16 protein-coding genes are annotated in these 13284 nt (G+C 63.8%); 4 read left to right on the top strand and 12 right to left on the bottom strand.

Annotated elements, in window-relative coordinates; translation table 11 throughout:
* Positions 1-156: 156 nt before the first annotated feature.
* Positions 157-1542, bottom strand: coding sequence for a glycine--tRNA ligase (locus tag JGU71_RS25620; RefSeq protein WP_199707690.1), 1386 nt, complete (start codon positions 1540-1542; stop codon positions 157-159).
* A 143-nt stretch (positions 1543-1685) separates the two neighbouring features.
* On the opposite strand from JGU71_RS25620, the gene JGU71_RS25625 reads away from it, so the two are divergent.
* Positions 1686-2051 (top strand): ArsR/SmtB family transcription factor, encoded by a 366-nt coding sequence (locus JGU71_RS25625; RefSeq protein WP_307829879.1) that lies wholly within the window; start codon positions 1686-1688, stop codon positions 2049-2051.
* Positions 2048-2473: a Fur family transcriptional regulator gene (locus JGU71_RS25630; RefSeq protein ID WP_199707691.1), complete on the top strand. Its 426-nt coding sequence runs from the start codon at positions 2048-2050 to the stop codon at positions 2471-2473. Before JGU71_RS25625 ends, JGU71_RS25630 begins: the two co-directional genes overlap by 4 nt.
* Positions 2474-2492: 19 nt before the next feature.
* On the opposite strand, the gene JGU71_RS25635 is transcribed toward JGU71_RS25630, so the two are convergent.
* The 3 genes from JGU71_RS25635 to recO are packed head-to-tail and all read right to left on the bottom strand — an operon-like array spanning position 2493 to position 4517.
* Positions 2493-2915 (bottom strand): YbjN domain-containing protein, encoded by a 423-nt coding sequence (locus tag JGU71_RS25635; protein ID WP_199707692.1) that lies wholly within the window; start codon positions 2913-2915, stop codon positions 2493-2495.
* On the bottom strand, positions 2915-3739 hold the full coding sequence (locus JGU71_RS25640) for an isoprenyl transferase (RefSeq protein ID WP_199707964.1): 825 nt from the start codon (positions 3737-3739) through the stop codon (positions 2915-2917). The genes JGU71_RS25635 and JGU71_RS25640 overlap by 1 nt, the downstream gene beginning before the upstream one ends.
* Positions 3678-4517: a DNA repair protein RecO gene (gene recO, locus JGU71_RS25645; protein WP_199707693.1), complete on the bottom strand. Its 840-nt coding sequence runs from the start codon at positions 4515-4517 to the stop codon at positions 3678-3680. Before recO ends, JGU71_RS25640 begins: the two co-directional genes overlap by 62 nt.
* A gap of 286 nt (positions 4518-4803) precedes the next feature.
* On the opposite strand from recO, the gene JGU71_RS25650 reads away from it, so the two are divergent.
* Positions 4804-5088, top strand: coding sequence for a hypothetical protein (locus JGU71_RS25650; protein WP_199707694.1), 285 nt, complete (start codon positions 4804-4806; stop codon positions 5086-5088).
* A 437-nt stretch (positions 5089-5525) separates the two neighbouring features.
* Here JGU71_RS25650 and era read toward each other — a convergent pair whose 3' ends face one another.
* From era to JGU71_RS25680, 6 genes are all read right to left on the bottom strand, one after another.
* The gene (gene era, locus JGU71_RS25655) at positions 5526-6425 is read right to left on the bottom strand and encodes a GTPase Era (protein WP_199707696.1); all 900 of its coding nucleotides are present in this window, start codon (positions 6423-6425) and stop codon (positions 5526-5528) included.
* Positions 6418-6765 carry a cytidine deaminase-like protein gene (locus tag JGU71_RS25660; protein ID WP_199707698.1) on the bottom strand — a complete coding sequence of 116 codons (348 nt, stop codon included), beginning with the start codon at positions 6763-6765 and terminating at the stop codon, positions 6418-6420. Before JGU71_RS25660 ends, era begins: the two co-directional genes overlap by 8 nt.
* Positions 6758-8143 (bottom strand): hemolysin family protein, encoded by a 1386-nt coding sequence (locus JGU71_RS25665; protein ID WP_199707699.1) that lies wholly within the window; start codon positions 8141-8143, stop codon positions 6758-6760. Before JGU71_RS25665 ends, JGU71_RS25660 begins: the two co-directional genes overlap by 8 nt.
* Positions 8144-8158: 15 nt before the next feature.
* The gene (gene ybeY / locus JGU71_RS25670) at positions 8159-8692 is read right to left on the bottom strand and encodes an rRNA maturation RNase YbeY (protein WP_199707701.1); all 534 of its coding nucleotides are present in this window, start codon (positions 8690-8692) and stop codon (positions 8159-8161) included.
* A 40-nt stretch (positions 8693-8732) separates the two neighbouring features.
* The gene (locus JGU71_RS25675) at positions 8733-9794 is read right to left on the bottom strand and encodes a PhoH family protein (protein WP_372433235.1); all 1062 of its coding nucleotides are present in this window, start codon (positions 9792-9794) and stop codon (positions 8733-8735) included.
* A gap of 91 nt (positions 9795-9885) precedes the next feature.
* On the bottom strand, positions 9886-10746 hold the full coding sequence (locus JGU71_RS25680) for an NmrA family NAD(P)-binding protein (protein ID WP_199707705.1): 861 nt from the start codon (positions 10744-10746) through the stop codon (positions 9886-9888).
* A 55-nt stretch (positions 10747-10801) separates the two neighbouring features.
* On the opposite strand from JGU71_RS25680, the gene JGU71_RS25685 reads away from it, so the two are divergent.
* On the top strand, positions 10802-11341 hold the full coding sequence (locus tag JGU71_RS25685; protein WP_199707707.1) for a hypothetical protein: 540 nt from the start codon (positions 10802-10804) through the stop codon (positions 11339-11341).
* 14 nt (positions 11342-11355) lie between these two features.
* On the opposite strand, the gene JGU71_RS25690 is transcribed toward JGU71_RS25685, so the two are convergent.
* Positions 11356-12114: a 16S rRNA (uracil(1498)-N(3))-methyltransferase gene (locus tag JGU71_RS25690; RefSeq protein WP_199707708.1), complete on the bottom strand. Its 759-nt coding sequence runs from the start codon at positions 12112-12114 to the stop codon at positions 11356-11358.
* A 13-nt stretch (positions 12115-12127) separates the two neighbouring features.
* On the bottom strand, positions 12128-13282 hold the full coding sequence (gene dnaJ / locus JGU71_RS25695) for a molecular chaperone DnaJ (protein WP_199707710.1): 1155 nt from the start codon (positions 13280-13282) through the stop codon (positions 12128-12130).
* Positions 13283-13284: the final 2 nt, after the last annotated feature.

Here is a 13284-nt window from a genome sequence, read left to right on the forward strand (position 1 = left end):
GTCATCTGACGCTCGACCTCACCAAGCGATACCAAGGCAAACTGCACGACGCAGCCTAAAATGTGTCTCGCATGTATCTAGACACATCTGTGCCACATGTATCTAGACAGCACAGCGGGCCCGACCACCAAAAGGACTCACGAGCCGCGGAGCGGCCTAGCTCCCGATGAGGCGCTGGGCCAGATAGCCCTCGACCTGATCGAGCGCTACTCGCTCCTGCGCCATCGAATCTCGCTCTCGCACAGTCACTGCGTGATCGTCGAGGGTTTCGAAGTCGACCGTGATGCAGAACGGTGTGCCGATCTCGTCCTGACGGCGGTAGCGCCGACCGATCGCGCCTGCGTCGTCGAATTCGACGTTCCAGTGCTGACGCAACGCAGCTGCGAGATCCTTCGCCTTCGGAGTCAGATCGGCATTGCGCGACAACGGCAGCACCGCTGCTTTCACCGGCGCGAGCCTGCGGTCCAGACGAAGGACCGTCCGCTTGTCGACGCCACCCTTGGCATTGGGGGCCTCGTCCTCCGCGTATGCATCGACGAGGAACGCCATCAGCGACCGCGTCAGACCGGCCGCGGGCTCGATGACGTACGGCGTGAACCGCTCGTTGGTCGCCTGGTCGAAGTACGACAGGTCCTGACCCGAATGCTCCGAGTGTGTCTTGAGGTCGAAGTCGGTACGGTTCGCGACGCCTTCGAGCTCACCCCATTCGCTGCCCTGGAACCGGAAGCGGTACTCGATGTCGACGGTCCGCGTCGAGTAGTGCGACAGCTTGTCCTTCGGGTGTTCGTAGAGCCGCAGGTTCTCCGGATCGATACCGAGGTCGGTGTACCAGGCGTGGCGAGTGTCGATCCAGTACTGATGCCACTCCTCGTCCTCCCCGGGCTTGACGAAGAACTCCATCTCCATCTGTTCGAACTCACGTGTGCGGAAGATGAAGTTGCCCGGCGTGATCTCGTTGCGGAAGCTCTTGCCGATCTGAGCGATACCGAACGGCGGCTTCTTGCGCGACGTGGTGAGGACGTTGGCGAAGTTGACGAAGATGCCCTGCGCGGTCTCGGGACGCAGATAGTGCAGGCCATCCTCGGATTCGATCGGTCCGAGGTAGGTCTTGAGCATCATGTTGAAGTCGCGCGGCTCGGTCCACTGGCCCGGATCGCCCGTCTCGGGATCGCGGATGTCGGCCATTCCGTTCGCAGGCGGATGCCCGTGCTTCTCCTCGTACGCCTCCAGCAGGTGGTCTGCACGGTATCGCTTGTGGGTGATCAGCGACTCGACGAGCGGGTCGTTGAACACACCGACGTGACCGGACGCGACCCAGACCTGACGCGGCAGGATCACAGCAGAATCCAGGCCGACGACGTCCTCGCGGCTGGTGACCATGCTGCGCCACCACTGCTTCTTGATGTTCTCCTTGAGCTCGACGCCGAGAGGTCCGTAGTCCCACGCCGACTTGGTACCGCCGTAGATCTCGCCGCACTGATACACGAGTCCTCTGCGCTTGGCGAGGTTGGCTACGGTGTCGACCTTGGACTTGGGGGCCACGATTCGAGCTCTCCATCTGGCGAATAGCTGCCGGGTTACGGGTGCTTTGTCTAGGTCAGAATATCTGGCGCCTCGAGGACGTTTGACATGCGCAACCTTCCAAATCAAAATGGAAGTGATTTGCAATAAGAGGGAGGGTCCAGGTGTCCACAGCCGACACCGGTGATCTCGAGTTCACCGAGCACAATCACGACCCATTCACGACGACGCCACCGGCGCCCGTTCCACCGAAGGCGACCCTCGATGCCGCGGGTGAAATCCTGCGTGCGCTCGCAGCGCCGGTTCGTATCGCAATCGTCCTGCAACTGCGCGAGTCGGGCAGATGCGTCCACGAATTGGTCGAGGCGCTCGGCGTCACGCAACCGCTGATCAGTCAGCACCTTCGTGTGCTCAAAGCGGCAGGTGTCGTCCGTGGCGAACGTAACGGACGCGAGGTTCTCTACGAACTCGTAGACGATCACCTCGCCCACATCGTCGTGGACGCGGTTGCACACGCGGAGGAAGGATGACGGCCTTGACCGGAACGTCTGGACGAGTCGCGGTCGGTGTTCGAAGCACGCGGCAGCGCAGCGCGATCTCGGCATTGCTCGACGACATCGACGAGTTCCGGTCCGCGCAGGAACTGCACGACGAGCTACGAAAGCGTGGCGAAGGCATCGGCCTGACGACCGTCTACCGAACGCTGCAGACCCTCGCCGATTCCGGAACAGTCGACGTATTACGCACGGACACAGGCGAATCCGTCTACCGTCGCTGCTCGTCTGGCCATCACCACCACCTGGTCTGCAGACATTGCGGCTACACCGTCGAGGTCGAAGGTCCGACGGTCGAGCAGTGGGCGAAGTCGACCGCGGACACCCATGGCTTCACCGACGTCAGCCACACGGTCGAGATCTTCGGGACCTGTCAGACCTGTGCGGGAACCCGCTGAGCCGAGATACCTACGGCGACTAGGGAACCAACCCCTGCCGACTACGGTCGGCGCCGGAGAGTACGAGCAGCAGCATCGTCATCAAAGCTTCGTCGGTGAGGCCGGCGGCGGGGAACGTATAACGCATGATCACGTCCGCCAGTTTGCCGTTGCCGATGATCGTGATCGACCCGAATTGCAGAGCATTGTTGCGATCGGCAACCCGTTTGGTGAGCGGCGCCCGCAAGGGTCGGTCCCATGCCAGCACACACGTGAGTGACAGGACGTCGAGACCGGGCGACAGATTCACAGCACGCATCGAACACAGTGCGCCCGCGTATTCGAACCCGAGTGAGCCATCGTCGTTGGTGCGCAACGTCACAAACGGCGCGAGCACATCGAGTGCCCTCTGCTGCAACGCATCCGCAGATCCGACCCCGTTCGACTCCTGGGCTTCGGTCATCACTTCACTCCCCCGAATCGACGATCACGTGACGCATATTCGACACACGCTGCCCACAGGTCGCGACGATCGAAATCCGGGAAAAGCTTGTCCTGGAAGACCAATTCGGCATATGCCGACTGCCACAGCAAGAAGTTCGACGTCCGGAACTCACCGGACGGGCGCAGGAAGAGGTCGACGTCCGGCATGTCCGGCTCGTCGAGGTAGCGCGCGACCGTCGCCTCGGTGATGCGCTCCGGATCCAACTGTCCGGATGCGGCGAGCTTCGCGATTTCCTTTACGGCATCGGCGATTTCGGCTCTGCCGCCGTAGTTGACGCACATTGTCAGCGTCATCACCGAGTTGTCCTTGGTCAGCTCTTCGGCGACCTCGAGTTCCTTGATCACGCTGCGCCACAACCGGGGTCGGCGACCGGCCCAGCGCACACGTACGCCCATCTCGTTCATCTCGTCGCGGCGGCGACGGATGACGTCACGGTTGAAGCCCATAAGAAACCGGACCTCTTCGGGACTGCGTCGCCAGTTCTCCGTCGAGAACGCGTACGCCGACAGCCAGGTGACGCCCATTTCGATACAGCCGCAGACGGTGTCCATCAACACGGCCTCGCCACGTTCGTGCCCTGCGGTGCGTGGCAGCCCACGGTCCTGCGCCCAGCGACCGTTGCCGTCCATCACCAACGCGACGTGTTTCGGGATCAACTCCGGCTGCAGTATCGGCGGCCGCGCGCCGGACGGGTGTGGGTCCGGTGGACGTATTACACGCTCAGGCTGTGCCGGTCCGCGTCGGAGCGAGCGGCGCGCGCCAGGTCTCGGCGGGGAGTCCATACGACGAATCACGGTGTCCATCCTGCCCGACGCCCACACTGTGCGGCTGAGCGCGCTCGATCAACGGAAGCGTGCGCAACTGGCGTTCCAGGTGCCACTGCAGATGTGCGGCGATCAAACCGCTCGCCTGTCGACGCACCGCATCCGTCGCCGCGTCGGTGTCGGCCCACGCTCCCCGACACAGCGAGTCCATCAGATCGAGGACACCGGGCGACGGAGTTGCGGCTCCGGGCGGTCGGCAATGCACACACACCGCGCCACCTGCCGAGACATGGAACGCCCGATGCGGACCCGGGGTCGCGCAGCGCGCGCACTCGTCGAGCGCGGGCGCCCAGCCCGCGAATCCCATTGCGCGGAGCAGAAAAGCATCGAGAATCAGCTCCGGCGCTCGGGTCTGCCCTGCGACCGCACGGAGCGCGCCGACGGTGAGCTGATGCAACTGCAGCGCCGGCGCGCGTTCCTCGCCTGCGAGCCGCTCCGCCGTCTCGAGAACAGCGCACGCGGTGGTGTAGCGGCCGTAGTCGTCGACGATGTCACCGGAGAAGGCGTCGACCGTATGGACCTGCGTCACGATGTCGAGGTTGCGCCCCGGATAGAGCTGCACATCTATGTGTGCGAACGGTTCGAGCCGGGCGCCGAACTTGGACCGGGTCCGTCGAACACCCTTGGCAACCGCACGCACCAACCCGTGCTGGCGTGTGAGCAGCGTGACAATACGGTCGGCTTCGCCAAGCTTGTGCTGACGTAAGACGACGGCGTTGTCCCGATACAGCCGCATAAACTGCCCAACTCCCGTTTCGGTCGAAGGTCATTGTTTCATGCGACACCGACAACGTCGGTGAGGCGCTCTCGCGGCTCACTGTGTCGCAAATCGCCCACAAAACTGCAATCCACCACCTGACCTGCAACGAAACCCTGTTGCAGACCTGCACCCGATCCGTCGGCACGTCCATTTCCGGCGTGGCGATACTGCGATCGCCCGGCCAGAGAGGATCATCGACGCGTGACGAAACCTAGTGCGTCAAAGACAGAGAACACACGATCGCGGAACGCAGGATCGCGCCATGGCTAAAAAACGCGACGCCAATCCCCTTCCGAAGTCTGCTCAGCCGGCGACAACTGGCTTCGCGGTCGGGAACCGCGTCGTCACCCGCCACTCCTCCGACTCCGCTATGCCGGAAGACCTGTGGCCGAACGTCTCCGGCGTCATCGTCGACGACTTCAACCCGGGCCTGCCGCCTCAGGACGACTACGGTCGCACCTGGGCTATCTCGAAGCGCTGGGCAGTTGCGCTCGACACGGGTTCACTCGTGTTTCGCAACGACAGCGACCTCGCCCGCGAATCCTGAATTCTCTGCACCGACGAGCCGTTCGAACGCCGCAACCAGGCTGCGTTCGACGGCTCGTTTGCCTTCCCGTTGTCCGGATACCCACATAACGAACTCGAAACTTTGTTACTTCGATGCGGTATCGGAATGGTCACGAATGTGTCACACTTCTTGCGTGGTGTGAACCACATCATTCCTATTTGACCAGCCCGTCGACTGGGCTACGAACAACGGAGAAAGCACATGGGAATGCAGTCGGCGCGCAGTAGCACAGGGTCCCTCAGCTGGGGAATTCGGTGTGACAGATGCGAACGTTGGACCTATTCGCCGGCACGTTCGGCAGCCGCCTCCGCCATCCGGAGCGCACAATCCAAGGGTTGGATCGTCTCCGATCGTGACCTCTGCCCAAGTTGCGTTTCGGCACTGCGCCGACGCTGAACCCGCCCGGGCAGTTTCAGCTAAAAGCCGAGTCTGCCAAGCTGTTTCGGGTCGCGTTGCCAATCCTTCGCGACCTTGACATGCAGCTCCAGAAAGACCTTCGTACCAAGTAGTTTCTCGATCTGGGCACGGGCAGCCGTGCCCACATCGCGGAGCCTCGCTCCACCTTTTCCGATGACGATGCCCTTCTGGCTCGATCGCTCCACGTACAGCAGAGCATGCACATCGAGCATGTCGGTGCGGCCTTCGCGTTCGACGACCTCTTCGATGACAACCGCAAGCGAGTGCGGCAGTTCGTCGCCGAGACCTTCCAGCGCCGCCTCACGAATCAACTCCGCCATCAGAGTCTCTTCGGGCTCGTCCGTCAGTTCGCCGTCCGGGTAGAACGCCGGACCTTCGGGCATCACCGAAGCAAGCACGTCGACGAGGACCTCGACCTGCTCACCCTTCGTCGCCGAAACGGGCACAATTTCGCACGTCGGGCCGAGCAATTTCGAGACCGCGAGAAGTTGTTCCGTAATCTGCTGCTTGCCGACCTTGTCGATTTTGGTGACGACGCCGACAACCGTCGTCTTCGGCGCCATGTGCCGGATCTGCTCGAGGATCCAACGGTCGCCAGGCCCGACCTTCTCGTCCGCCGGGATACACAGCGCGATCACGTCGACCTCGGAATAGGTATCGCGCACAAGGTCGTTCAGTCGCTGACCAAGCAGGGTACGTGGCCGATGCAGGCCAGGGGTGTCGACGAGAATCAACTGGGCGTGCTCGCGATGGACGATGCCACGAATGGTGTGTCGCGTGGTCTGCGGACGTGACGACGTGATCGCAATCTTCTGACCCACGAGCGCGTTGGTGAGCGTCGACTTGCCGGTATTCGGCCGACCGACGAAACAGACGAAGCCGGAATGGAATTCAGACACCGGACACCTCCAGAACCGATCCGCTCGAGGAGGCGACGATGACAACCGCGCTCGGTGACAGCTCGCGTACCGCGTCGACACCGGGATCCGACGTATCGGCACCGACGACGACCGCGGCCTCGAAGCCTTCGGCAGCACTCGAAATGGCCGCGGCGACAGCGGATTGCAACGCCGACAACGTGAGCGCCGTGAGCGTCACGTCCCCCGCCGCGTAGGTCCGCCCGTCGGTGTCGCGAACTGCGGCACCGTGGCCGCGTCCTGTGCGCGCCATCGCCCCGCGAGCGAGCACAACAAGCTTCGCGTCCTCTTGCGACAGTTCCGTTCGGCCTTCGTCAGTCATCTCGTCCCTCGTCCTGCCCATAATCCACCGAGTCCTGCGACTCCGTCGAGTCCGTCGACTCCGCGGATTCCGCGTTATCGGTTGTGCCCTTTGCTTCTTTGGACTTCTTCGTCGGTGCGCGCCGAACCAGGATCGTGTGGACGCGGACGCGACCGCGCTGATCGACACCACCTTCGCCGCGAAGCACCAATCCGTTGCTGACGACCTTGGATCCAGGCAACGGTACGCGGCCGAGCTCGTGGCCCATCAGACCACCGACCGTATCGACGTCGTCGTCTTCGAGTTCGAGACCGAACAGGTCGCCGAGGTCTTCGATCGACAACCGTGCAGACACCCGGTACTTCCCGTTGCCGAGGTCCTCGATCGGTGCGGTCTCGTCGGTGTCGTACTCGTCCGCGATCTCGCCGACGATCTCCTCCAGGACGTCCTCGATGGTCACGAGTCCGGCGATGCCGCCGTATTCGTCGACAAGGAGAGCCATGTGATTGCGGTCGCGCTGCATCTCGGAGAGCATCGTGTCGAGAGGTTTGGAGTCCGGGACGAAGACCGCGGGGCGCATCACGTCGACGACGGGAAGGTCGCGATCGCGGCCGGACGACGTATTCGTGCGTTGTACAAGATCTTTGAGATAGACGACGCCGATCACGTCGTCCACGTTCTCGCCGATGACCGGAATCCTCGAGTGACCACTCTTGACCGCGAGCGAGATCGCCTGCCCCAGTGTCTTGTCCGATTCGATCCAGACCATCTCGGTTCGCGGCACCATAACCGCGCGGGCGGCGGTGTCGCCGAGTTCGAAGACCGACTGGATCATCCGTCGTTCGTCGTCTGCCACCACACCGCGTTCCTGCGCCATGTCGACGATTTCGCGCAATTCGATCTCGGATGCGAACGGGCCGTTGCGAAAACCCTTACCCGGCGTGATCGCGTTACCGATCAGGATCAGCAACCTGCTGAGCGGACCTAGTAGAAAACCGATGGCGTGCAACGGAATAGCCGCCGCGAGCGAGATCGTGTACGCGTGCTGGCGGCCGAGAGTACGTGGACCGACACCGATGACGACATAGGAAACGAGCACCATGACGACAGCGCTCACAACCAACGCCCATCCCGGACCGATGATTTCGATCAGCGCGCCCGCCAGTACGACCGTCGACGTGATCTCGCACAGAATGCGAAGCAGCACCATCAGGTTGATGTAGCGCGGGCGATCGGAGACGATCCGGATCAGCATCGTCGCACCCGGCCTGCCCGCCCGTGCGATGTCGTCGACACGTGCGGGCGAGATGGTGTTCAACGCCGAATCGACAGCAGCGAAAAGTCCACCCGCAGGAACCAGAACGATTGCCAGTACCAGCAGGCCTATCGGCCCGGTCACAGGCCGCGTCCATGCCTAGGCATCGAAGAAGCCCGCCTTGCCGAGCAGACGCCGATCGCGTTCGGCGAGAGCGGCCTCCCGTTCGGCCTTGCGGATGCTCTCGTACCACTCTGCGAGGAGGTTGTTCTGCAGGCCGAACATCTCCTTCTCCTCTTCGGGTTCCGCATGATCGAAGCCGAGGAGATGCAGGACGCCGTGCACGGTCAACAACGCGAGCTCGTGTGCCAGCGAATGTCCCGCCTTCTTCGCCTGCGTGGCGGCGAAGGCCGGACACAACACGATGTCGCCCAACATCGACGGACCCGGCATCGGGCTGTCCGGCCGACCACCCGGCTCGAGTTCGTCCATCGGGAAGGACATGACGTCCGTCGGACCGGGCAGGTCCATCCAGCGCATGTGCAGGTCGGCCATCGTGTCCAGGTCGACGAGGACCATCGACAGCTCGGCCGCTGGATGGACGTCCATCCGTGCGATCGCGAAACGCGCGACCGCGATCAAGTCTTCTTCGGAAACGTCCATTCCCGACTCGTTGGCGACCTCGATGCTCATCCGACAACCCTAACGGGCCAGGCGGGAGGAGTTCGACGCATCAACGCCGAGCAGAGCGCGGTTGCGCCGAGCGCCGCTGCGCACGATTGCCGAGCGCCGCTCGCTCGCCGTCTGCTTCGAACCGCTCGTACGCGTCGACGATGTCGGCGACAAGACGATGCCGCACGACGTCGCTGCTGTTGAGCTCGGCGAAATGAATGTCGTCGATCTCGGTAAGAATCTCGGCCGCGGCACGCAGACCGGACCGATTGCCACCGGGCAGGTCGACCTGCGTCACGTCGCCGGTCACAACGATCTTCGAACCGAACCCGAGCCTGGTCAGGAACATTTTCATCTGCTCGGCAGTGGTGTTCTGTGCCTCGTCCAAGATGATGAAGGCATCGTTGAGCGTGCGGCCACGCATGTAGGCCAGCGGCGCGACTTCGATGACACCGGCGGCCATCAGTTTGGGGATTGCCTCGGGATCCATCATGTCGTGCAACGCGTCGTAGAGCGGACGCAGATACGGGTCGATCTTCTCGTTCAACGTGCCAGGCAGAAAGCCGAGCCGCTCCCCCGCCTCGACGGCTGGCCGGGTCAGGATGATTCGCGTCACCTGTTTGGTCTGCAGCGCCTGGACGGCCTTCGCCATCGCGAGGTACGTCTTGCCCGTACCAGCGGGGCCGATACCGAACACCACGGTGTTCGCGTCGATCGCATCGACGTAGCGCTTCTGGTTGAGCGTCTTCGGTCGGATCGTCTTGCCGCGCCTGGACAGAATGTCGAGGCTGAGCACCTCGGCGGGCGACTCCGAAACACCTTGTGTAAGCATCGAATACGTGTGCCGCACGGTCTCCGGCGAGATCGACTGGCCGCGCCCGACCATCGACACGAGCTGCTCGATCACCCGCTCGGCCAACGCGACGTCCGGTGCAGTACCTGTGAGCGTGACCGCGTTGCCACGCACGTGGATGTCGGCGGTGAGCAGCTTTTCGAGTTGCCGCAAGTTGGCGTCGGCAGATCCGAGGAAACCGAAGACCGATTCGGGTGCGAGTTCGATTCCGGAGCGAACCGTCCGCGCAGCGGGACCAGCCGAGGTTCGGCTCGACGAGGACCCGCCGATATCGTTTTGTGCGGTCAAAGGGTGAAGCCTTCTTTCGGGTTCATGGCATCTACCTCGAGTCTAGGCCAATCGAAGGAGATGATCCCGTGAGTTATTCGCCAGGCGAACGGGTCGCAGCGAGGAACTGTTCCAACGACATCGGAGGCCTGCCCGTGACGGTCTCGACGTCGGTGCTGATCGCGGCCATCGCGCCGGACGCGATCGACGTATAGGTCGACACCCAGGCGTCGTACTGCCAATCCGGGGCAGGCCACCGCTTGCGGGACTCGTAGGCCTCGGGAATCGATTCGTTGTGGAAGGTGACGGGCGACCGGCGCGCGGCCGCGAGCACCGCTGCGATCTCGGTCATCGTCAACGCCTCGGGTCCGGTCAGGTTGTAGGTCACGTCTTTGTGCCGCTCGGGTGCGAGAACGACTGCCGCGGCGACCCGCGCGACGTCGGCCCGCGCCACGATCGCCGCCCTACCGTCCGCCGCAGGTCCGCGAATGATTCCGTCGTCGCCGACCATTGCACTCATGAAGTCGAGGTAGAAGTTGTCACGCAGGAACGTGAACCCGAGTCCCTTCTCCTTGATGTAGGTCTCGGTCGCGTAGTGATCGCGAGCGAGTGTGAAGGTCGCGTCGGGCGCCGCGCCGACGAACGAGGTGTAGACGACGTGTTGGACGCCCGCCGCGACGGCGGAGTCGACAAATGTGCGGTGTTCGTCGATCCGGTCGGCACTTTCCGACGCCGAGATCATGAACAACGTCTGCACTCCGTCGAGCGCGCTCGTCGCAGCGGCGCGGTCGGCGTAGGTGAACGGCAGCACGGTTGCATTCCGCAGCTGCGGTGCCTTCGCAACCGAACGGACCAACAATCGTTGAGCGACACCGGCATCGGCAACGCTACGAGCAACCGCGTTGCCGACGAATCCTGTCGAACCTGTGACTGCGACGGACGGTAGCGACGTCATATGGGTCCTCGGCGTTGATGTGGACGGGTGCTGCAGTCGACATAACCTTCGAAACGTGGTGAGCGCAAATCTGTTGCTCCTGCCGAGTTCGGCGCACTATCGCCGGATGATCTCGCGGAAACTGCTCCCTGTCGTCGCAAGTCTTGCACTCGCCGTCCTCGGTGCGGGTGCAGCACAGGCGGATCCGGTGCAACCCGACCCCGATCAACCGCCCAACGGCCTTTCGGCTCCGGCCTACCCGACAGACCCGCTGCTCACGGGCGTTGTCTCACCGGTGCAGGTTCCGGCGCCACGAGTGACGACAACCGAAGGTTCGACGCAGATCACGGCGTATCCGTTTCTCGCGCCCTGGGTGCACAACGCCGTTCCGATCGACCCGAACAGCGCGGTCGAGATCAGCGGCGCGGCCCGTGTGACGCTGCCCAACCCGGCTACCGGCGGAACCATCACCGTGAACCCGAACGGTCATTGCCTATTCGAGGGCGCCAACTTCGAGCAGCCGAATTCCGACAGCACCGCGCTGCAACCCGTCGTTGTGGACGTTCCCGGCTTCGGCCTGACGATCGAGCCGTCCCTGCACGGCAACCTGAACTGACCCGACCGCAGACCCTATTGCGGCGGCGCTGAATCCCACCGCGACGTCAACGCGCCGAGCGCACCCAACGCGACGGCGGCGGCGGTCGAGGTCCGCAGCACTGTCGGGCCGAGCAACGCTGTCACCGCACCTGCGGCGGTGAACCGATCCAACTCGCGATCGTCCAGTCCACCTTCGGGACCGACGACCAGCACCACGTCGTCGACCGCAAGGCTGAGCGACGCAAACGGTGCAGCGGCCGATTCGTGCAGCAGCACGGCCACTCCGCCCCGGCGGACAACGTCGTCGATCAGCTTTTCGACAGCGGCAGTGTTCGACAACTCGCTGACCGGCGGGACAAACACACGCCGGGACTGCCTGGCCGCGGACAGTGCGGTCGCTCGCCACTTCGCGACACCTTTGCCCGCCTTCATTCCCTCCCAGCGCGCGACACATCGCGACGCCTGCCACGGCACGATCGCGTCGATGCCGGCTTCGGTCGCAAGCTCGACGGCAAGTTCGGAACGCTCGGACTTCGGTAACGCCTGCACCAGCGTCACGTACGGTCGCGGTCGTTGCGCTTCCGAACGCGTGTGTACCGCCAATTCCAGCCGATCACGCTGAGCCGCAACAACTTCCGTCTCGGCAATGCCACCGCGCCCATCGGAGAGCGTCAGCCGTTCGCCGACTCTGATCCGGCGGACAGTCGCGGCGTGGTGTCCCTCGTCGCCGTCGAGCACGGCGATGCCGCCGACGTCGGGTAGCGGATCGAGGTAGAAGACTGTGGCGGCCACAGCGTCTTCTCGATCAGCGACCGCTGAAGGTGGACCGCAACCTGGAGAACAAGCCACCCGGCGCCGCCGTCTGCGACGAGACGACCTCGGCGCGCTCGCGATCACGCAAGCCCTTGTAGTCGCGCAGTAGGTCGGTCTGCTTCGCATCGAGCTTCGTCGGCACGACGACCTCGAGGTGCGCGTGCAGATCACCGCGAACGCCCGACCGCAGTTTCGGCATGCCGTGACCACGCAAAGTCTTGACCGAGCCAGGCTGGGTTCCCGCGTCGATCGTGATCTCGGTAGGACCGCCGAGAATGGTATCGACCGACACGGACGTGCCAAGCGCAGCGTCGACCATCGGTATCCGGATCGAGCAGTGCAGATCGTCGCCGTCTCGGACGAACACGTCGTGCTGCTGCTCGACGACCTCGACGTGCAGGTCACCGGCCGGACCACCGCCCGGACCGACCTCACCCTGCGACGCGAGCCGAACGCGCATGCCGTTCGCGACTCCGGCCGGGATGCGTGCGGTGATTTCGCGGCGGGCGCGAACCCGTCCGTCGCCGCCGCACTTGCGGCAGGGATCGGGGATGACTTCGCCTGCACCACGGCACGTCGGGCACTGGCGTGAGGTCATGACCTGGCCGAGGAACGACCGCTGAATGCTCTGGACCTCGCCTGCGCCACCACAGGTATCGCAGCGGACCGGCTTCGAATTTCCGTTTGTGCCCGACCCGGTACACACGTCGCACAGGATCGCCGTTTCGACGGTGATGTGCTTGGTGACGCCGGTTGCGCACTCTTCGAGGGTGAGTCGAGTGCGGAGCAGAGACGCGGCACCCGGCTGGACGCGACCACGGGGTCGGCGTTGGCCGCCGCCCTGGGCGCCGCCGCCGAAGAATGCCTCGAACACGTCGCCGAGACCGCCGCCGAAGCCTGCGTTCCCGAAGCCGCCACCGCCGCCGCCGGATTCCATCGGATCCCCACCGAGGTCGACGACGCGACGCTTCTCCGGATCGGTCAGCACCTCGTACGCGGTCGAAATCTCGCGGAACCTGGCCTGCGCCGACTCGTCGGGGTTGACGTCGGGGTGCAACTCGCGCGCGAGCTTGCGGTAGGCCCGCTTGAGCTCCTGATCGCTTGCGTCCTTACCGACGCCGAGTGTTCCGTAGTAGTCGCGTGCCACGA

Source organism: Antrihabitans stalagmiti, assembly GCF_016482825.1.
Lineage (GTDB): Bacteria > Actinomycetota > Actinomycetes > Mycobacteriales > Mycobacteriaceae > Antrihabitans > Antrihabitans stalagmiti.